Origin of the sequence: Labrys monachus (genome assembly GCF_030814655.1) — a bacterium.
Lineage (GTDB): Bacteria > Pseudomonadota > Alphaproteobacteria > Rhizobiales > Labraceae > Labrys > Labrys monacha.
Genome location: NZ_JAUSVK010000001.1, coordinates 2,691,479 through 2,710,664, shown reverse-complemented (window position 1 = coordinate 2,710,664; position 19,186 = coordinate 2,691,479). Strand labels below are relative to the sequence as shown.

The window sequence follows — 19,186 nt, the reverse complement described above, 5'->3', positions numbered from 1 at the left end:
CCCGCCAGGAATTGCGCAGCCCGGCCCTATCGCCCCGGGATCGAGGCGTTCGCACCCCCTTGCCGGCGCCGTCCCATGGCCTTCCGAAGCGGATCCCCCCGTCAGGAATCGTGAAAGCCGAGCCAGGGCTCAAGGGCCTCGAAGGTCCGGTCCATGGCATAGCTCGACACGAAGGGCAGCGACAAATGGCCGAAGCGCAGCGAAAGCTGGGCCTCCGAGGCCGTCTCGCCGCGCTTGGCGATGGAGGCGAGGTAGAGGGCCGAGGCGAGGCCGGTACGGTCGGCCCCGGATTCGCAGTGGATCAGGATCGGCTTGGCGGCGCTGTCCATCAGGCCGATCAACTCGACGGCCTGGGCCTGGGTCAGCTGGCGGCGGGCGGACATGGAAAAATCGACATGCCGGATGCCGAGCAGGTTGGCTTCGGCGACTTCCTTGTCGTACCAGTGTTTTCCGGGATTGGCGCCGCGCAGGTTGATGATGGTCTTGATGCCGTATCGATTGGCGTCCCGCTCGATCGAGCGGGCATCCGGCTGCGCCGAACGATAGAGTTCGCCGACGATCACCGCGTTGAAATTGCCGGTATAGATGACGACGCCGGCATAGGCGCCGACCGCAAGAACAGCGGCGAGGCAGACCGCTCCGCCCCAGGCCGCAACACGCTTAAAGCTCAACTGCATCGCCATATCCGCGCCGCGGCCCCAAGGAAAAGGTCCAGCGGGCAACCCGCTGGACCTCTAGCTCTCTATCATGATGGAATTATAGCGGAAGAAAGGCGTGCGCCGCCGAAAGGCCGGCGCCGCTTCCTTTTTCGCATGCAGAGGCGCCGCGCCGATCCCGAAGGCCGGCCCGGCGAATCAGACCGTGGCCAGGCGCGGCCGCGCGCGCTTGGCGTCGATCAGCTTGCGGTAGAGCGCAAGATAATCCTCGGCCATGCGGCGGGCGGTGAAGCGTTCCTCGAAGCGCTGGCGGATGGCGGCGCGAGAAAGCGACCGCGCCTTGTGCACCGCGCCGGCGGCACTCGTCTCGTCCTCGACCACGAAGCCCGTGAGGCCGTCCTCGATGATCTCGGGAACGGAACCCCGGTTGAAGGCGATCACCGGCGTTCCGCACGCCATCGCCTCGATCATCACCAGGCCGAACGGCTCCGGCCAGTCGATCGGCACGAGAAGCGCGCTGGCGCCGCTGAGGAATTCCGATTTCTGGCCGTCGCCGATCTCGCCGATGAACTCCACGCCGGAGGTGGAGAGCAGCGGGCGAATCTGCTCGTCGAAATAATCCTTGTCGGCATTGTCGACCTTGGCTGCGATCTTCAGCGGCATGCCGCAGCGCTGCGCGATGCGGATTGCCCGGTCCACCCGCTTTTCCGGAGAGATGCGGCCGAGGAAGGCCAGATAGCTCGGCTCGACCGGCTGCGGCGTGAGAAGATCGGCAGGAAGGCCGTGATACACCGTCTGCACCCAATTGGACTTGGCCACCGGACGGCGCTGCGAATTGGAGATCGAAACGATGGGAATGGAGGAGAAGGTCGCGAAGACCGGCTGATGCTCGGGAAGGTCGAGCCGGCCGTGCAGCGTGGTGACGAAGGGCGTGGGCTGCCTCGACATCAGCGAGAAGGGAAAATAATCGAGGTGGAAATGCATGAGGTCGAATTCGCCGGCCCGCTGGTAGACCTGCTCGATCATCATGTTGTGCAGGGCGTTCGGATCGCGAACGGTGCCGTCGAGGCGCAGGGCACGCGGCCATATCGGCTCCAGCTTGGCCGTGGTCACCGAGTCTCCACTGGCGAAGAGCGTCACGTCCTGGCCGAGGGCAACCAATTCTTCGGTAAGCCAGGAGATGACACGCTCGGTCCCGCCGTATAATGTCGGCGGAACCGCCTCCGTCAGGGGAGCAATTTGCGCAATCCTCATGAAACACTTCTCCTTCTGTGCTGTGCTTTTGCGGCTGAAGCCTGTAATCCCTAGATCACGGGCCTTGTTCCAAGGCAGCCCGTCCGAGGACATATTGCGACAATGACTCGGGCGTGCGTTAGTCGAGTAGGTTTTCCCATTGTTTCCGTATTGCTTCGAGTCGAAGTTACGGTACGACGTCAAGGAGAAGGGCAGCAATGCCGTTGACGGAATATCGGCATCGGCCGCTGGCTTTTTTCGCGCGCTACATCGCACGCCATGCTGTCGCCCATGCGGTGATCCTTCTTGCCGTGCTCGGCGCCGTGGCCTTTTCTGTCAGCACACAGTACGGCGTCAAGTTTCTTGTCGACAGTCTGTCGCAGGAGCCGGGCCAGGGCAAGAGTCCGTGGCTCGCCTTCACCGTGCTGGTCTCCTTCGTCGCCGCCGATAACCTGTTGTGGCGCGTCGCGAGCTGGGTCGCCAGCTATGCCTTCGTCAATGTGACCGGGGATCTGAGGTCCGAACTCTTCCGGCACCTCACCGGCCATTCGCCCGGCTACTTCGCGGACCGTCTCCCGGGGGTGCTGACCAGCCGAATCACCGCGACGTCGAACGCGGTGTTCCAGATCGAGAACATGTTCGTCTGGAATGTGCTGCCTCCCTGCGTCGCGACGGTCGGCGCGATTTCCTTTCTCACCATGGTCAGCGTCAAGATGGCGGCGGTCCTCATCGTCATCGCCGCGGTGGTGATGCTGGCGATGTTCCACATCGCGGCAGCCGGCCGCCCGCTGCACCACAAATTCGCCAACAAGGCCGCCGCCGTCGACGGCGAGATGGTCGACGTCATCGGCAACATGGCCCTGGTGCGCGCCTTCGGCGGCACGGCCCGCGAACATTCGCGCTTCGACATGACGGTCGCCGAAGAGATGACGGCGCGCCGGCGCAGCCTGCAATATCTGGAGAAGCTGCGCCTCACCCATGCGCTCGTCGTCGTGGTCATGACGCTGGTGCTGCTCGCCTGGGCGATCACGCTGTGGGAGGAGAAACAGGCGACGGCCGGCGACGTGGTGCTCGTCTGCACGCTCGGCCTGTCGGTGCTCAGTGCCACCCGCGATCTGGCGGTCGCCCTCGTCGACGTCACCCAGCACATGGCGCGCCTGACCGAAGCTCTGGCGACGCTCCTGTCGCCGCACGACATGCACGACCATCCGGAGGCCTCGGCCCTCGTTCCGAACGGGGCGCGCGTGACGTTCGAGAACGTCACCTTCGGCTATCCCGGCAGCGGCGGGAAGCTGGTCTTCAACGGCTTCAACGCCGAGATCGAGCCCGGCCAGCGCGTCGGCCTCGTCGGCCGCTCGGGCAGCGGGAAGTCCACGCTCGTCGGCCTGATGCAGCGCTTCTACCGCGTACAGGGCGGGCGGATCCTCATCGACGGCCATGACATCGCCAAGGCCACCGAGACGAGCCTGCGCAACGCGATCGCCATCGTGCCGCAGGACACCGCCCTCCTCAACCGCACGCTGATGGAGAACATCCGCTACGGCCGCCCCGACGCCACCGACGAGGAGGTCTGGGAAGCGGCGACGGCGGCGCGCTGCCGCTCCTTCATCGAGAACCTGCCCGAGGGCCTCGAAACCGTGGTCGGCGACCGCGGCGTGAAGCTGTCCGGCGGGCAGCGCCAGCGCATCGCCATCGCACGGGCCTTCCTCAAGAACGCGCCCCTGCTCATCCTGGACGAGGCGACGTCGGCCCTCGACAGCGATTCGGAGGAAGCGATCCGCCAGGCGCTGGAGAGCCTGATGGCGGGCCGCACGGTGATCACCATCGCGCATCGCCTGTCCACCCTGCGCAATTTCGATCGCATTCTCGTGCTGGAGGGCGGCAAGATGATCGAGGACGGCGCGCCGGAGGCGCTGATGCGCAGCCGCGGCGTCTATTACGACCTCGTCACCCGCGAACTCGGCCGTCTTTCGGAGCAGGCGGCATAGGCCGGCCTTCACAATGCGATGAGCGTGCACAGTTTCGTCATGTTGGCATCGGAGTGTTCCACCCTCGAATCACGGCCGGACATGGAGAAAAGAAGTGACGCAGCGAGCGCTCGAACGTCGTCGGACACCCGGGACCTTCGAGGCGAATCCGACCCCCGAGATCGAGCGTCTCGTGTCGCATGGACCGGCAACCACCTCGTTGCAGGACGGGCAGTTCCGCACGCTCAAGCATGACGACACCTTCGCCGTCTTCGACCACAGCGGCGACGCGCTCGCCGGTCCCAGCGGCCCCGAGGGCCTCTATAATTGCGATACGCGCTTCCTCTCCCATCTGCAGCTCACCGTGGAGCAGTCCCAGCCCAAGCTGCTCAGCTCGGGGCTGAGCGACGACAATACGACGTTCACCTGCGACCTCACCAATCCCGATCTCTACGACGCCGGCGGCAAGCTGGCTCTGCCCCAAGGCTCGCTCCATTTCCGCCGCTCGTTCATTCTCTGGGAGGCCGGGCTCTTCGGCCGCATGGCGATCACCAATTTCGGGGACAGGCCTCGCCGCATCCGGATCGAGGTCGCCTTCGCCGCCGATTTTGCCGATCTCTTCGAGGTGCGGGGAACCAAACGCCGGCGCCACGGCCAGCATCATCCGCCTGCGGTCGGGAGCGACCGGGTGACGCTCAGCTATACCGGCCTCGACAAGAAGCGGCTGACGACGGCTGTCCGCTTCTTTCCCACGCCCGCCAGGCTCACCGGCGACATGGCGGTCTTCGACGTCGAGGTCCCGGCCCGGCAGACGCAGATCGTCTTCATCGAGGTCAGCTGCAACTCGGAAGGGACCCGCCGGCCCGTTCCCGCATCGTTCCTCCTCGCCCTGCGCGACAGCCGCCGCGCTTTGCGCACCCGATGCGCCCAGGCTGCCGGCGTCACCACGTCGAACGACGTCTTCAACCGGACGGTGAGCCGCAGCATCTCCGATCTCTACACGCTGACGACCAATCTGCCCTCCGGGCCCTATCCCTATGCCGGCATCCCCTGGTTCAGCACGGTCTTCGGGCGCGATGCCCTGATCACGGCGTGGGAAATGCTGTGGTTCGATCCGACCATCGCCAGGGGCGTTCTGCGCCATCTCGCGCTCAACCAGGCAACGGAGGAAAACCCGGCGGCGGATGCCGAACCCGGCAAGATATTGCATGAGGCGCGGGGCGGCGAGATGGCGTCCCTCGGCGAGGTGCCGTTCAAGCATTATTACGGCAGCGTGGATTCGACGCCGCTCTTCCTGTTTCTGGCCGGGGCCTATCTGACGCGGACGGGCGACCTCGATTTCATCCGCGGCCTTGCTCCCCACCTCGAGGCGGCGACCGCCTGGCTCGACGCCTATGGCGACCGCGACGGCGACGGTTTCGTGGAATATGGCAGCCGCACCGCCAAGGGATTGACCAATCAGGGCTGGAAGGACAGCTATGACGCGGTCTTCCACGCCGACGGCACCCTCGCGCGCGGACCGATCGCCCTCGCCGAAGTCCAGGGCTATGTCTATGGCGCGCGCCTCGCCATGGCCGATATCCTGGAGCGAACCGGGCAGGCCTCCCGCGCCCGGGAGCAGGCCGCCAGGGCGCAGACGCTGCGCGAGCAGTTCGATCGGCACTTCTTCGACGAGGAACTCGGGGCCTATGTCCTCGCCCTCGACGGCGACAAGCGGCCCTGCAGGGTCCGCACCTCCAATGCCGGGCATGCGCTGTTTTCCGGCATCGCCTATCCCGAGCGGGCCGCCTCCGTCGTCAAATGCCTGATGACCAGCGATTCCTTCTCCGGCTGGGGCGTGCGGACGGTCGCCTCCAGGGAAGCGCGCTACAATCCGATCAGCTATCACGACGGTTCCGTCTGGCCGCACGACAACGCGATGATCGCCGCGGGATTTTCACGCTACGGCTTCCGGCGGGAAGCGGCCCGGATCTTCGAGGGCCTGTTCGCGGCCTCGACCTATATCGACCTGCAGCGCCTTCCCGAACTGTTCTGCGGATTTCCGCGCCGGCGCGGACAGGGACCCACCTTCTATCCCGTGGCCTGCTCGCCGCAGGCCTGGGCGGCCGCTGCGCCGCTTTCCCTGCTGCAATCGAGCATCGGCCTGGTCTTCGATGCCGATGCCGGCGAGATCGTGTTCGACCACCCGGTGCTGCCGGAATTCCTGGACGACATCACGCTCCGGCGCCTGTCGCTCGGAGGCAAGGCGATCGACGTCGTCCTCAAGCGCGCGGGCCGGCAGACGGTGGTGGAGGTCCTCGCCGGCGAGGAGGGCCTCGGCGTGGTCAACAAGAGCGGGGGTGCCGCGCAGCGGACCTGAACGCGGCGGCCTCAGACGCCTTCATATTCGGCCCAGCACTGGGCCGTCTCATAGACCCTGACGGCGGCCACCGCCGGCAGCAGCGGCTTGACGCGGTCCCAGATCCACACGGCGATATTCTCGGCCGTCGGGTTGGCGAGCCCCTCGATCTCGTTGAGGCAGTGGTGGTCGAGCCGGGCCAGCAGCGGCCCGAAGGCGGCCTCGACATCGAAGAAATCGACGACGAAGCCGGTATGGGGATCGACCGGTCCCTGCAGGCACAGTTCCACCCGGTAGGAATGGCCGTGCATGCGGCTGCAGCGATGGGTCGGCGGCACGTTGGGAAGCCGGTGCGCCGCCTCGAAGGTGAAGGCTTGGGTGATCTTCATGGGATACCGAGATATTTGTGGGTCTGCAGGCAGAGCCGCCATTGGGGATGGGCCATGCAATAGGCGACGGCGGCCCGGGTGTTGGCGTCGCGCGACGGCCCGTCCATCGGCTGCAGCAGGAAATGGTCGAAAGCGAGATGCTCGAAGCGCGCCGGGCCGGCCTGCGGCTGGGGATAGACGAGCTTGAGCTCGTCGCCGCGCGAAATCGCCAGCGCGGCGTCCGCTTTCGGGCTGACGCAGATCCAATCGAGGCCGGGCGGCGGCTCGATCGTGCCGTTGGTCTCGACCGCGATCTCGAAGCCCTCCGCGTGAAGGGCCTCGATCAGGGCATCGTCGACCTGGAGCAGCGGCTCGCCGCCGGTCAGCACCACCAGCGGCCGGCCGGCCGCATCGCCCGACCAGGCGGCACGGACCGCCCGGGCCAGGGCCGGCGCCTCTGCGAAACGGCCGCCATTGAGCCCGTCCGTGCCGACGAAATCCGTATCGCAGAAGGTGCAGACGGCCCTCTCGCGGTCCGCCTCGCGTCCGTTCCACAGATTGCACCCGGCAAAGCGGCAGAACACGGCGGCACGGCCGGCATTCCGGCCCTCGCCCTGCAGGGTGTAGAAGATTTCCTTGACCGAATAAGCCATCAGACCTGTCGTATCGTTGCGGGCCGTCAGGTAACAGAAGCCGCCTGAAACGCAACCCGCATGCGCCGCGGGGCTGCATTGCCGGACAAGCCCGGTCCCGCGGTATGGGACGCGCCACCATGCGCCTTTCCCCGGCGTGCTGAAATCGGTATCTGGGACGCGATCAGCAAGAGGCTTTTGGGGAATCGCCCATGAATATCGACGCCGTCCGTGCCGAATTTCCCGCCCTCGAGCGCGAGGTCGGCGGGCACCCCTGCGTCTTCTTCGACAATCCCGCGGGAACCCAGGTCTCGCGCCGCGTGCTCCGCCGCATGGAGGACGCGATGATCGGCCTCAACGCCAATCTCGGCGGCCTGTTCGCGACGTCGATCGCCGCCGAGGCGATGGTCGAGGAGGCGCATGCGGCGATGGCCGCCTTCCTCAACGGCGAGCCCGACGAGATCGTCTTCGGCCAGAACATGACGACGCTGACCTTCGCGATATCGCGCTCGATCGGACGGGAACTCGCGGCCGGCGACGAGATCCTGCTCACCCGCATGGAGCATGACGCCAATGTCGCCCCGTGGCTGATGCTGGCCGAGGAGAAGGGGCTGGTGGTGCGCTGGCTCGATTTCGATCCGGCGAGCTTCGAGTTCGACCTGTCGCAGCTCGACGGCCTCGTCACGGACCGGCTCAGGCTGGCGGCGATCAACTATGCCAGCAACGTCACCGGCACCATCAACGACGTGGCGGCGATCACCCGCCGGGTCAAGCAGGCCGGCGCCCTCGTCTATGTCGACGCGGTGCAGTTCGCCCCGCACGGCATCGTCGACGTGAAGGCGCTCGGCTGCGACTTCCTCGTCTGCTCGGCCTACAAGTTCTACGGGCCGCACCAGGGCATCCTGTGGGGGCGCCGCGACGTGCTCGACCGCCTCACCGCCTACCGCGTGCGTCCGGCGCCCGCGGAGCCGCCCGGCAAGTTCGAGACCGGCACCGCCAGCCGCGAGGCGCTTGCGGGCGTGCTCGGCGCAATCGAGCACTATCAATGGGTCGGTACCCGATTCGGCGGCGCCGAGCCGGTTGACCGGCGCCGCGCGCAGATCGTCGCCGGCATCCGGGCGATCGATGCGCATGAGCAGGCCCTCACCGCGCAGCTGATCGAGGGCCTCGCCCGGATCCCGGGCGTTGCGATCCAGGGACTGACGGCCCGCCAGGCCATGCCGCGCCGCGTGCCGACGGTTTCCTTCGTCCATCCCGGCGCCGATCCGCGGGCGATCTGCGAAGGCATGGCGCGCGAAGGCATCTCGCTGTGGCACGGCCACAATTACGGCGTGGAACCGGTCCGGCGGCTGGGGCTCCTCGACAAGGGCGGCGTGGTCCGCATCGGACTCGGCCAGTACAACACCGGAGCCGAGGTCGATCGCCTTCTGGCGGCCCTCGAGGGCTGGCTGGGGACGAACGCCCGGCCGCTTGCCCGCGCGTGAATCGATGCGATATCCGGACGAGGCCTTGCAACCGCGAGGCCAGCGGATACGATGAACAGCCGCGCAGCAGATGCTCTGCCGCCGGCGGCGTTGCGATCCGGCCGGCACGATGCGCCGGGGCGCGATGGGGAACCATGACGGACGCGTCCGGCCTGCGCATCACCGCGCCGACGGGACAGACGTCCCGATCTGATCATTGATGGGAATGAAGGGTTGAGGCAGTCTCTCTTTGCCGTGGCGCTCGCCGCCATGCCTCTGACGCTGGCGGCTCAGACGGCGACGGCCTATGATTTCATGGCGCTCGGCGTCGGGACGATGCCCTGCCGCTACTGGCTGTCGACGCCGCAGCTCGAAGGCGAAGGCAATGCCTGGCTCCTCGGCTGGTGGTCGGCCCTCAATTCGCGCAACAACAATCACTGGGTCGGCGGCCACACGGACGGCTTCGGCATCACCATGGCGATCCGGCGCGAATGCCGCGAACACCCCGACAAGCTGCTGATGAACGCCGTCGACGCCGTCTTCCATAAGATGGAAAGCCCGCCTCGTTGACGCCGTCGTGCCGCACGCGATGCGGCACGTGAGCGACGTCCGGCAGATGTGGGATCGTCGACCGAAGCAGGCGCTGTCATCGTCCTGCGGTCCCGCGGCGGCATCGCGCCTCACGGGGAATTGAACGATGGGGCCGGCACGCGCAGCGGCGAGCACGGGAATCTTAACCGACCTGCCCTAACGTCAGATCGTCGCGGCACGGCTCCGCCGGCTCAGGCCGAAACGGGCCACCGGCTCGACAGCCATCGATTCGAAGCAACGAATCGATGGCGAGAGCACGGATCATCCCTTCGATTCGTTCAGCGGGCCGTGCCGGACATCAACAGGAGCGAGACCGAAATCATGTCGAAAATCACCATGCTCGTCGCCGTCCTCGGCTTTGTCGCCGCCGCCGGCGCCGCCCAGGCCATGACGGCCGCCCCGATCGGGCCGAACCCCTCGATCGCGAGCGACGTGCGCATGGGCTGCGGCCCGGGCATGCAGCCGAATGCGTTCAATCGTTGCGTGCCGAACCGCCGCGCGCCCGTGATGCGGCGCCTGGTCTGCCCGCGCGGCACCCATCTGGCACCGTCGGGCCGCCGCTGCCTGCCGAACCGCTTCTGATACGCCGCAACGATCACGAACGGGCCGGCGCCTCGCGGCGCCGGCCCGCCTTTCGTCATTCGGCGCCGGAATGCCACGGGCCGTGATGGGCGCCGGGCTGGTCGATGCGCTCGAAACCGTGCGCGCCGAAAATATCGCGCTGCGCCTGCACGAGGTCGACGGTCGAACGGCTGGCCCGCAATTGCTGCAGGTAGTTGAGGGCCGAGGTCAGCGCCGGCACGGCATGCCCCTCGGCGACCGCATGGCCGAGGGTCTTCCTCGCCGCTGGCAGGCTCTCCTTGATCTGGCCGGCGAAGTCGGGATCGAGGATCAGCGAGGCCGGCGCGGGCGTCGCCGAATAGGCTTCCGACATCCGGTCGAGCATGCGCGAGCGGATGATGCAGCCGGCGCGCCAGATGCGGGCGATCTCGGCCAGCGGCAGGTCCCAGCCGAACTGCTTCGAGCCGGCCGCCATGACGTCGAAGCCCTGCGCATAGGCGAGGATCTTGCCCGCCAGCAGCGTCTTCTCGATGTCCGCGACGGCTTCCGGCGTGGCCGAGCCGATCGAACCGCGCTCGGCATCGCCCAGCGCGGCGTTGACCGCCTGGCGCAGGGCGCGGGCGCTCGAGAGGCCGCGCGCCTCCACCGCTGCGGCGATGGCGCTCGCCGGCACGCCGAGGTCGAGCGCCTCGATGGCCGACCAGCGGCCGGTGCCCTTCTGGCCGGCGCTGTCGAGGATGACGTCGACGATCGGCTTGCCGGTCGCCGGATCCGTCGTGCGCAGCGCCTGCACCGTGATCTCGATCAGGTAGGAGGCGAGCGGCCCGCTGGTCCAGCCCTCGAACACGTCGGCGATGGCGGCGGTGGACATGCCGAGCCCCGCGCGCATCAGGCCATAGGCCTCGGCGATCATCTGCATATCCGCATATTCGATGCCGTTATGCAGCGTCTTGACGAAATGGCCTGCGCCGGCCGGTCCCATATAGGCGCAGCAGGGCGTGCCCTCGTAGCGCGCCGCGATCGCCATCAGCACGGGCTCGACCCGCGCGAACGCGTCCTTGTTGCCGCCCGCCATGATCGAGGGGCCGTGGCGGGCCCCCTCCTCGCCGCCGGAGACGCCGACGCCGAGGAACTGGAAGCCCTCGGCGGTCAAGGCATCGTTGCGCGCGATGCTGTCGCGGTAATTGGCATTGCCGGCATCGATGATGATGTCGCCCTTGGAAAGATGCGGCTTGAGCAGTTCCACCGTCTGGTCGACCGCCTCGCCCGCCTTCACCATCAGCAGCAAGGCGCGCGGCGGCTTGAGGGCCGCGACGAGTTCCTCGATGGAATGGCAGGCGATCATGTTGCCGGCGAGATCACCCGCCTCGGCCATGGCTTCGTCCGTGCGTGACGACGACCGGTTGTAGACGGCGACCTTGAAGCCTTTCTCAGCGATGTTCATCGCAAGGTTGCGCCCCATCACCGCCAAGCCGATGACCGCGATATCTGCCTGTGCCACTTGTCCGTCTCCCTCGTTCGGTGTTCGACCGGCTGTGACGTGCCAGCCGGAGATCGTCCTTGTCCCCAGCGCGTATGCCGCCTTTATCGCGATCTGTACAGATGCCAATTGGCGACCCGGCCGGCGCCGTCAAGTTCCTGTGGAAGGTGACCCGTCAGCAACTCCTTGTTTTGATTCAAGATCTTGCCAGCGGATCCGCAGATTGCGAGTCATCCCCGCGAGCCATGCGCCAGCCGTCCGCGGCAGCGCGCGGCAAGCCCGAATTGACAAGCGGCGCGCTTTGCCGCCTCCTCCCCGCCGCCGTCCGTTCCGCCGGTTCCATCCGCCAGGACCTCCGCATTGAACCTGTCCCCGCCTTTCAAGGCCGGTCTGCGCGCCTGCTGCGGCCTGGCCGTCCTCGTCGTCCTCGCTTTGTCCTCGCTCTGGCTCGCGGACCTGCAGCGCGATCCCGCCGCCATCCGCGCCGCTGTCGGCCAGGCCTTCCAGGACCATCGCCTGGGCGACGGCGAGGGCGTCGAGCGTTTCGGGCTTCATCGCGCCAGCCATTTCAGCGAGTGCGTCGGCCTGTCGACGGCGATCCTCCCGAAGGCGGCGAATGCCCTGTGGTTCACCCTGGAATCGCCGGCGCTGCTCTGGCAGCCTCCCAAGCCGATGTGCGAAAGCCTGAGGGACGCGGTCGGCGGCCAGGCGGAACAGCCCTATTTCGCCTATTCCCGCTACTGGCACGGCTATCGGCTGCTCACCGAGCCGGCCCTCAGCTTCCTGTCCTATGGCAGCCTGCAGAGCCTGTGCAGCCTCCTGCTCGGCGTCGCCGCGCTCGGCGTCATCGCCTCGGCCGTCATGCCCGGCCGCTCCACCCGCTGGACGATCCGCTCGCTCGCCGCCCCCTGCGCCGGCCTCCTCTTCCTGTCCGCGACCGTGGACTGGCAGGCCATCGCCCGCATGCCGACCCACGCCGTCTCCATGGCCGTCCTCCTGCTCTGCTGGGCCTTTGCGATGCTGCCGCGCCCGTCGGAGCGATCGGGTCTCGACACCGCCCTGCCGGCCGCCTTCCTCATGGGAGCGGTCTATAATTTCTTCGACTTCCTCTACAATCCCGATCTCCTCGCCTTCCTGCTCGGCTGGAGCTTCTTCATGCGCGCCGTCCCGGGCCGGGCGCTCCGGCCGGCTTTGTCCGGCGCGGTCGCCGTCCAGGTGATCGCGATCGTCGGCTACATGGCGATGTGGGCGGCCAAATGGGCCCTCGTCCGCATCGGCGGCGATCTCCTCGCCGAGAAGACCTTCATGCCCACCCAGGACTTCAACCGCTGGATCGCGGGGGGCGAGCAGGCCTATGTTCCCTTCAAGGCGAGCTATGCCCTGCTGGTCGAGAGCACGCGCATGCCGCTCGGCTGGTGGCCGCTGGCGGCATGCGCCGTCGTCCTGTGCGCCCTGCTCGCATCCGCCGTCCTGCGTCGGCGGAGCGCCGGGGTGTTGGCGGTGACGGCACTGGCCCTGTTCCCGCTCTTCCTTCTCGAGCTCAAGGCCAACCACACCTTCATGCATGCGGCGTTCACCTTCCGCTTCGTGCCCTTCGCGCTGATCCTGACCACGATCGGCGCCGCGCTGGCGCTGCGGCGCGAATCCGCCGCGAGGCCATAGGAGGCGTCACCAGATCTGCGGCGGACATCGGGGGATCGGATCGACCGAGAACCCGAAGAGGAAGCGGGTCCGGATCTCCAGCCCCTGCGTGACCTGCTCCACCAGGTCGAGCGCGCGGCGCAGCTCCGTCGTGCCGTAATAGGTCAGGAGATCGGCCGCGAGGCCGGCCTCACCGGCTTCGATCAGGATGCGAGCGCTGCGCTCGATGCGCCGGTGCGATGCCAGCAGTTGGTCTTCGACGCCCTCCCACAGCGCCGTGACTTCAGGCAGGAACACCTCATGGTGCTGGAAGACGAGGTTGAGGAGCCGCTTGCAGGCCTGGCTGGCGGAGCGCGTCGATTCCACGCCCTGCGGCACCATGGAGACGGTGTCCCCCCGGCCGGCATGGCGCATGTCGAGAAAGCGCGAGGCTTCGCCGCTGGTGAGATAGCGGTGCTGGCGATATTCCTCCGGCACCTCGATCATGCCCATGAAGACGGGCACGAAGGGCGCGGCGACGGCGCCGGCCTGGGTATGCCAGAGAACGCGCAGCGCATCATGCGCCGGCTTGCCGAGCGGCACGACCTGGCCGTAGCCGGCGGTATCGCCCGTCAGCGTCGGCGTCCTGACCGCCCACAGCATATCGGGCATGCCGATCTTCTGCGACCGGGCGGCGCGGGCGGCCATCTCCGCCTCGATCCATTGCACGCCGGCCCAGCGCCCCTTGCCGTCGCCATAGATCGCATTGGCGTCGAAGGGGCCGCCCTGCCCGGCGTCGTACCAGCCCTGCTCCACCGCGAAATCGACGAAATGCGGCGGATAGAGGAAGTCGTCCTGCACGGGATCGTGGATCGGCACCTCGCCGACATAGCCGGGACGCGAGGCACGGATGCTGTCGGCACCGAGCCGCTCGGCCACCCACAGGCCGTGGCCGCCGGCGAATTCGATCACCACCCAGGCCTCGTCGGCGTCGGCGACGATGTGTGAATTGCCGCCATAGTCCGAATAGCCGTGGCGGGCGATGAGGCCGGCGATGAGGTCGACGCCTTCGCGCGCCGTGCGGGCCCGCTCCAGCACGAGGCGGGCGAGGTCGCTGTAGTTCGGCCCCGTCTGGTCCGGCGGCGTCATGGCGACGAGTTCCGGCCGCGAGGACGACCAGATGTCCCGCACCGCGACTCCGTATTCGTTGAGGCCGCCATTGGTGAGCGGCGCGGGCACGCCCTTGTAGTAGCTGTAGCTGACGCGGATGTGCCGCGCCGTCTCTCCGACCTGCGGGATGTCCGACAGCCGGCCGGGCATGTCCGCCTCGGGCGTGACGCCGACGCGGAGGGTGGCGCCGTCCGGATGCCGGCGGCGCGGCACGATCTCCAGCCAATGGCTCGACGGCTCGTCGCCATAGCCGGCGAGATAGGCGATGCCGTCGGCGGTGCGGTTCCTGCCGACATAGAGTCCGTAGCTCATGGCGGGCCTTCGCCGTTCGCGTTCAGGAGGCGGCGCGGAGGCCGGCGGCATCCCTGGCCGGAATCGGCCGGTCGATGAGCACCATATAGAGGATCGCCGCCACCACGGCGATGACGGCGCCGGTCAGCAGCGCCGGCACGAAGGACCCGCTGGCCTTGACGATGAAGCCGGTGACGGTCGGCGCCAGCGCCCCGCCGACATAGCCACCGAAATTCTGCATCGAGCCGATCGACGCCGTGGTGTTGGCCGGCGCCGCCACCGAGGCCATCGCCCAGGCGGCCGAGCTCGAAATATACAGCAGGAACAGCGAGACCGAGATGCAGCCGATGGCCAGGCTGTCGTTCGGCGTCTCCGCGGCGACGGCGGTGAAGATCGCCGTGAGCAGGAGGGACGCCGCCATCGGATATTTGCGGGCGTTGAGCGGCGAGACGCCGCGGCGGGCGAGATAGTCGACCAGCCAGCCGCCGAAGATGCTGCCGACCACGCCGAACACGAAGGGAATGGCGCCGACGATGCCGGTCTTCGAAATGGTGAAATGGCGCTCCATCTCCAGGTAGCCCGGCAGCCAGGCCGTGTAGATCCACAGGACATAGATCGTGCCGAAGAAGCCGGCGATCATGCCCCAGGTGGTGCGGAAGGCGAACAGACGCTTCCAGTCGTCCCAGCTGACGCGATCGGCCACCGCGGCGTCGTCGCCTTCGCTGAGGAAGTCGCGCTCGCCCGGGGTCAGGTCGACTTCCGAGGGATTGCGGAACAGCGAATAGATGACGAGGGCGAGGACGATGCCCACGGCGCCCATGACGACGAACATCCAGCGCCAGCCGACGAGGAACATGACGGCGGTCAGGATCGGCACGGCCACTGCGGTGCCGAGCGAGGAGGCGCAGTTCCACAGGCCCGTCGCGGTGCCGCGCTGGCGGATGTTGAACCAGTCGCGGGCGACGCGCGCACAGGTCGGGAAATGCGGCGCCTCGCCGAGGCCGAGCAGGACGCGCGCGCCGATGAATTGCCAGAAGCTGAGGACGATTCCGCCGAGGACCTGGGCCAGCGACCATACGGTGAGGCCGCAGGTCAGCATCAGGCGGGGCCCGACGCGGTCGATCAGGGCGCCGGCCGGCAATTGCGCGAAGGCATAGGCCCACAGGAACGCCGACAGCAGCAGGCCCATCTGGGCGACGTCGATGCCGAGGTCGGCACGGATGAGCGGGTTGGCGACGGAAAGTGTCGCCCGATCGATGTAATTGAGGACCCCTGCGGCAATGAGAAAAACCAATGCGATCGTCTGAATTCGCCGGACTCGCGGCGTAATGGCTGCAATTTTCATTCTCTCCCCGACGTTTTCAATCGACTCGACGCACAATCCCTTTTCTGCAAGACGTAACGGCAATTCAGCCGGAGAACAACGCTGCGATGGAGCTGAGCGGGCTTTTACATCGCATACGCCCTCGTTGTCTCCGCTCTTGATTGATCCCCCGCGCCGATACAGCTCTAGATTGCATCGGGCACCCGCCTAGCCGGCCGATCGAGCGGTGCACCGCCATTGCCGGCAAGACGATCCCGGAAATCGTCTCGCAAACCCGAAGTCGCGATCGCGAAAAAATGCCGCCGCAGGAAGTTTCTTCCGGAATCGTACTGCTTATTTAGTTCGAGCAGGAACCGGAGCCCGTGGTGATGCGTTGCCCCGATGTTGAATTATTACCGCTAGGACAAAAAGCCATGAAGAAACTCGTTTTCGCAGCATTGATTGCCGTTGGCGGCCTTGCCGCCAGCGTGGGCGCATCGTCCGCCATGGCGATGGCGCCCGCTCCCGTTTCGCACACCGGTGCTTCCGCCGATGTCCAGGACGTTCGGTGGGACAAGCACCACAGGCACCATCACTACAGGCATCACCATTACAAGATGTACCCCAACAAGCGCTATCATCGGGGCGAGGGCAAGGATCTCTACTTCCACCACGATCCGCACAGCCAGTATCGCCGCGAACATCGCCGCATCCAGTAATCGCTTGCCATAAGCCGTGACGTTCACGGGCGGTCCCAGCGGCCGCCCGTGATTTTTTGTGTCCCCTTCTCCATGGTGGGACGAAGATCAAGACTGCCCCGGCTTCCATCGAAGGGGCTGCGCGAAATAGCGCTCCACCATGACGTAGAACACGATATCGGGCCGGTAGTCGTCCACGGTCTGCTCGAAATGGAGCGGGTCCTTCGGCGGCCTGACATGGTTGACGACCTGCTTCACATGCCGGAACGATGCCGTCCAATAGGGTGACAGGGCCGCGCCCATGGAATCGGTGATGACGAGGACGCGCTGGGGATTGGGCGCCGCCGGCGAAGAGGTCTCGACCGGCAGGGACTTGAATTCCGTCCGGCGGCCGCCCGGCACGGGCGTCTGCGTCCCGTCCGCTCCCACCACGTAGTAGGTGGGAAAGGGCTGCTTGTAGATCGGATAGGTCCAGATGTTCGGCTCGGCGAGGCTCAGGAGATCGGCCGCCTCGTTGCCGTAATCCTTGCGGCCGATGCCGGCGAGACCGCCGGTGCCGGCCAGCCTGATGCCGGGAATCTGCCCTCCGACGATCGAGGCGATCTTCTGCCAGGCCACGTAGCCGCCATAGTCCGTCCAATGCGAGTTGAGCGGCGAATAGGTATCGGCGGTTTCACGCGCCGCAATGAGTTCGGACCGGACGTCGAGGATGGAAACGCCGCGCTTTTCCGCGATCGCCAGGACGCGGTCGAAGAGCGTCGGCGTATCGGCAAAGCCCGGCGGGACAGGCCCGAGCTTGTCGAAATAGATGGTGCCCTTGGACGGCGCCACGATGAAGAACATGCAAATGCCGCGGTCCGACAAGTATTTCTGCTCGCCGGCGAGGTCGTCAACCCATTTTTCGAGGTCGGACGCCGGCGCATCGTAGCGCCTGAGATCCTCGTCATAGGCCTTGTTGTGGGCGTTGCCGAGGAACATGTAGCCGTCCCTGCCCATCATCAGCTGGTCCGGATTGGGGGAGATGCCGAGCTTGAACAGCAGATCATTGTAGAAATCCGCCCCGCCCTTCCACAGCGGCGTGGCACGGCGCAGCAGCTCCGTCTCGATCTTCATGGAATGGTCGCCGGCCAGCACCTTCCGGATGAAGGGGAGGAAGCCCGGCGACAGCACGGTGGCGAAAACCGGCACCAGCAGGGCGGCGAAGAATGCGGCGATGAGGATCGTCCTGCCCGTTCGCGGCGCCATCGCGTCAGAACCTGAAATAGAGGAAGGGGCTGTAGGCGCCGGAGAGCACCTTGAGGCCGCACGCGGACAGCAGGAGGCCGGCGACGGCGAGCGAGGCCGGCATCCACCAGGCCGCCGGAAGGTTCGCGGCCACCTGCGCACGCACCGGCATGCTGAAGACGAGGCCGGCGACCAGAGCGCCGGCGACGAGCGGGTCGATAAAGGTCGCCACCGGCCAGACGAAGGCGCCTCCGGGTCCGAAGCCGAACATCGCCTTGAGCATGCCGGCCGCGGCCGCGGCCGACTCGGCGCGGAACAGGGCCCAGCCGACCATCACCACCAGCATCGTATAGATGTGCCGCACGAAGCCGGGCACCGGCCAGCCGCCGGGATCAAACCGGCGCTCGACGAGCATGAACAGGCCGTGCCAGAGCCCCCACACGACGAAGGTCCAGGACGCGCCGTGCCACAGGCCGGTGAGGGCGAAGACGATGACCAGGTTGAGATAGGTGCGGCCCCGGCCGCGGCGGTTTCCCCCGAGCGGCAGATAGAGATAGTCGCGGAACCAGGCCGAGAGCGTCATGTGCCAGCGGCGCCAGAATTCGCCGATCGAGCGCGAGACATAGGGGTGGTTGAAATTCTCCGGGTATTTGAACCCCATCATGCGGCCCATGCCGATCGCCATGTCCGAATAGCCGGAGAAGTCGAAATAGATCTGCAGCGTGTAGGCCGCCACGCCCAGCCAGGCGGTTTCGAGGCTGAGTTCCCGCGGCGACAGCGCGAAGATCGCATCGGCGGTGACCGAGAGCGTGTCGGCGATCAGCACCTTCTTCGCCAGGCCCCGGATGAAGCGCCCGATGCCGGCGAAGACCGCATCGGTATCTGCCTTGGGGTCCGCCAGTTCGGCGGCGACGTCGGCATAGCGGACGATCGGCCCCGCGACCAATTGGGGAAACATCGACTTGTAGGCTGCGAAGGTCAGCAGGTTCGTCGTGCCGCGGATGGTGCCGCGATAGATATCGACGAGATAGCTGATGCCCTGGAAGGCGAAGAAGCTGATGCCGAGCGGCAGGACGATCCCGGCCATGGGCAGGAGATCATGCCCGCCGAAGAGCCTCAGCACCTCATTGGCGTTCTCCTCCAGGAAGCCGAGATATTTGAAGCAGGCGAGGAGAGCGAGGTTGAACACGACGCCCGCCACCAGCCAGCGCCGGGCCGCATGCTGCGAGACGGCGAGCCCCCTCCTGATGCGAAGTCCGAGCAGGAAATTGACCCCCATCGACACCAGCAGGATGGCGATCCGCCACCGCTCGCCGAGCGCATAGAAGATGAGGCTGCCCGCGAGGATCACAAAATTCCGATACCGGCTCCCGATCAAGAAATAGATCAGGAAGAATGCCGGCATGAAAACGAACAGAAAGCCATAGGAGCTGAAGACCATGGATCATCCCGTGCGTTTCCCACACTGAAATCTGTTAATCGATTCCCTCTGAATTGTCTTTCCCCTGGGCGATGGAAAGCTGTGGAACAGTGGAGACTTGGTCGAGCGTGATCACACGGAATTTTTGAGACGAGGCGGACGATCCGGCGC

16 protein-coding genes are annotated in these 19,186 nt (G+C 66.6%); 7 read left to right on the top strand and 9 right to left on the bottom strand.

What is annotated here, in order from left to right; all coding sequences use genetic code 11:
• Positions 1 to 101: 101 nt before the first annotated feature.
• Both J3R73_RS12245 and J3R73_RS12240 read right to left on the bottom strand, forming a co-directional pair.
• A complete protein-coding gene (locus tag J3R73_RS12245) occupies positions 102 to 677 on the bottom strand; it encodes a dual specificity protein phosphatase family protein (protein WP_307426927.1) in 576 nt (191 codons plus the stop codon).
• A gap of 177 nt (positions 678 to 854) precedes the next feature.
• Positions 855 to 1,910, bottom strand: a complete 1,056-nt coding sequence (locus J3R73_RS12240) for a glycosyltransferase family 4 protein (protein WP_307426923.1) — start codon at positions 1,908 to 1,910, stop codon at positions 855 to 857.
• Between the two features lie 197 nt (positions 1,911 to 2,107).
• Between J3R73_RS12240 and J3R73_RS12235 the strand changes: the two genes are divergently transcribed.
• Positions 2,108 to 3,877 (top strand): ABC transporter ATP-binding protein, encoded by a 1,770-nt coding sequence (locus tag J3R73_RS12235; RefSeq protein WP_307426920.1) that lies wholly within the window; start codon positions 2,108 to 2,110, stop codon positions 3,875 to 3,877.
• Between the two features lie 160 nt (positions 3,878 to 4,037).
• Positions 4,038 to 6,215, top strand: coding sequence for an amylo-alpha-1,6-glucosidase (locus J3R73_RS12230; protein ID WP_370880078.1), 2,178 nt, complete (start codon positions 4,038 to 4,040; stop codon positions 6,213 to 6,215).
• An 11-nt stretch (positions 6,216 to 6,226) separates the two neighbouring features.
• Here J3R73_RS12230 and queD read toward each other — a convergent pair whose 3' ends face one another.
• Together queD and queE are read right to left on the bottom strand one after the other, a co-directional pair.
• Positions 6,227 to 6,583, bottom strand: a complete 357-nt coding sequence (gene queD, locus J3R73_RS12225; RefSeq protein WP_307426916.1) for a 6-carboxytetrahydropterin synthase QueD — start codon at positions 6,581 to 6,583, stop codon at positions 6,227 to 6,229.
• Positions 6,580 to 7,215 (bottom strand): 7-carboxy-7-deazaguanine synthase, encoded by a 636-nt coding sequence (gene queE, locus J3R73_RS12220; protein ID WP_307426913.1) that lies wholly within the window; start codon positions 7,213 to 7,215, stop codon positions 6,580 to 6,582. The genes queD and queE overlap by 4 nt, the downstream gene beginning before the upstream one ends.
• Before the next feature lie 191 nt (positions 7,216 to 7,406).
• Here queE and J3R73_RS12215 point away from each other — a divergent pair, with 191 nt between their 5' ends.
• From J3R73_RS12215 to J3R73_RS12205, 3 genes are all read left to right on the top strand, one after another.
• A complete protein-coding gene (locus tag J3R73_RS12215; protein WP_307426912.1) occupies positions 7,407 to 8,678 on the top strand; it encodes a cysteine desulfurase-like protein in 1,272 nt (423 codons plus the stop codon).
• Between the two features lie 213 nt (positions 8,679 to 8,891).
• On the top strand, positions 8,892 to 9,227 hold the full coding sequence (locus J3R73_RS12210; RefSeq protein WP_307426909.1) for a hypothetical protein: 336 nt from the start codon (positions 8,892 to 8,894) through the stop codon (positions 9,225 to 9,227).
• 342 nt (positions 9,228 to 9,569) lie between these two features.
• On the top strand, positions 9,570 to 9,830 hold the full coding sequence (locus tag J3R73_RS12205; RefSeq protein WP_307426907.1) for a hypothetical protein: 261 nt from the start codon (positions 9,570 to 9,572) through the stop codon (positions 9,828 to 9,830).
• A gap of 55 nt (positions 9,831 to 9,885) precedes the next feature.
• Here J3R73_RS12205 and gnd read toward each other — a convergent pair whose 3' ends face one another.
• The gene (gene gnd / locus J3R73_RS12200; RefSeq protein WP_307426905.1) at positions 9,886 to 11,310 is read right to left on the bottom strand and encodes an NADP-dependent phosphogluconate dehydrogenase; all 1,425 of its coding nucleotides are present in this window, start codon (positions 11,308 to 11,310) and stop codon (positions 9,886 to 9,888) included.
• A gap of 339 nt (positions 11,311 to 11,649) precedes the next feature.
• Between gnd and J3R73_RS12195 the strand changes: the two genes are divergently transcribed.
• Positions 11,650 to 12,951, top strand: coding sequence for a hypothetical protein (locus J3R73_RS12195; protein ID WP_307426902.1), 1,302 nt, complete (start codon positions 11,650 to 11,652; stop codon positions 12,949 to 12,951).
• A 6-nt stretch (positions 12,952 to 12,957) separates the two neighbouring features.
• Here the strand turns inward: J3R73_RS12195 and J3R73_RS12190 are convergent, their stop codons facing one another.
• Together J3R73_RS12190 and J3R73_RS12185 are read right to left on the bottom strand one after the other, a co-directional pair.
• Positions 12,958 to 14,391, bottom strand: a complete 1,434-nt coding sequence (locus tag J3R73_RS12190) for a C69 family dipeptidase (protein ID WP_307426898.1) — start codon at positions 14,389 to 14,391, stop codon at positions 12,958 to 12,960.
• A gap of 22 nt (positions 14,392 to 14,413) precedes the next feature.
• Positions 14,414 to 15,664: an MFS transporter gene (locus J3R73_RS12185; RefSeq protein ID WP_307426896.1), complete on the bottom strand. Its 1,251-nt coding sequence runs from the start codon at positions 15,662 to 15,664 to the stop codon at positions 14,414 to 14,416.
• 443 nt (positions 15,665 to 16,107) lie between these two features.
• On the opposite strand from J3R73_RS12185, the gene J3R73_RS12180 reads away from it, so the two are divergent.
• Complete coding sequence (locus J3R73_RS12180) at positions 16,108 to 16,392, top strand: hypothetical protein (protein ID WP_307426893.1); 285 nt, start codon at positions 16,108 to 16,110, stop codon at positions 16,390 to 16,392.
• An 87-nt stretch (positions 16,393 to 16,479) separates the two neighbouring features.
• Here J3R73_RS12180 and J3R73_RS12175 read toward each other — a convergent pair whose 3' ends face one another.
• Together J3R73_RS12175 and J3R73_RS12170 are read right to left on the bottom strand one after the other, a co-directional pair.
• A complete protein-coding gene (locus J3R73_RS12175; protein ID WP_307426890.1) occupies positions 16,480 to 17,616 on the bottom strand; it encodes an alginate O-acetyltransferase AlgX-related protein in 1,137 nt (378 codons plus the stop codon).
• A gap of 4 nt (positions 17,617 to 17,620) precedes the next feature.
• Entirely contained in the window at positions 17,621 to 19,036 is a 1,416-nt protein-coding gene (locus J3R73_RS12170; RefSeq protein ID WP_307426887.1) for an MBOAT family O-acyltransferase, read from the bottom strand.
• Positions 19,037 to 19,186 lie beyond the last annotated feature (150 nt).